We start from the raw sequence: 589 nt of genomic DNA on the forward strand, positions 1-589 counted from the left end.
ACATGGCTGTCCGCAAGGGCCTGGAGCGGTCGCTGCCCGGCCGCCTGGTGGGGGTGTCCAAGGACGACGCAGGGGTGCCCGCSTACCGCCTGGCRCTSCAGACCCGCGAGCAGCACATCCGCCGCGAAAAGGCCACATCCAACATCTGCACCGCGCAGGCCCTGCTGGCCATCGTSTCCTCGATSTACGCCGTCTACCACGGCCCCGACGGRCTGAAGGCGATCGCGGAAACGACGCACGGCCACGCCCGGGTGCTGGCGGCCTCGCTGGCAGCTGCCGGTGTGGAGGTGCTGCACACGAGCGTCTTCGACACCCTTACCGTCCGCGTCCCCGGACGCGCTGCCGCGCTTGTCGCCGATGCCGAAGCGCGCGGCATCAACCTGCGTTCCATCGACGCCGATACCGTGGGCATCTCGCTCGACGARACCACGACGGCGGCCATCGTCGCCGACGTCGCGGACGTCTTTGGGGCCTCCGTTGCCGCGGCTGAAGGCTTCGGACTGGAGGCCGCCGTCGGACGTTCCTCCGASTACCTGCAGCACCCGGTGTTCAACACSCACCGKTCYGAAACCCAGCTGCTGCGCTACAT

At 69.0% G+C, this 589-nt stretch carries 1 pseudogene; it reads left to right on the plus strand.

Going from position 1 to position 589, the window contains the following annotated elements:
• Window positions 1-589, plus strand: a pseudogene (locus tag AC1DKD_RS41820) (glycine dehydrogenase (aminomethyl-transferring)); the annotation flags it as partial.

It is taken from the genome of Cupriavidus sp. 05T313 (genome assembly GCF_056396665.1).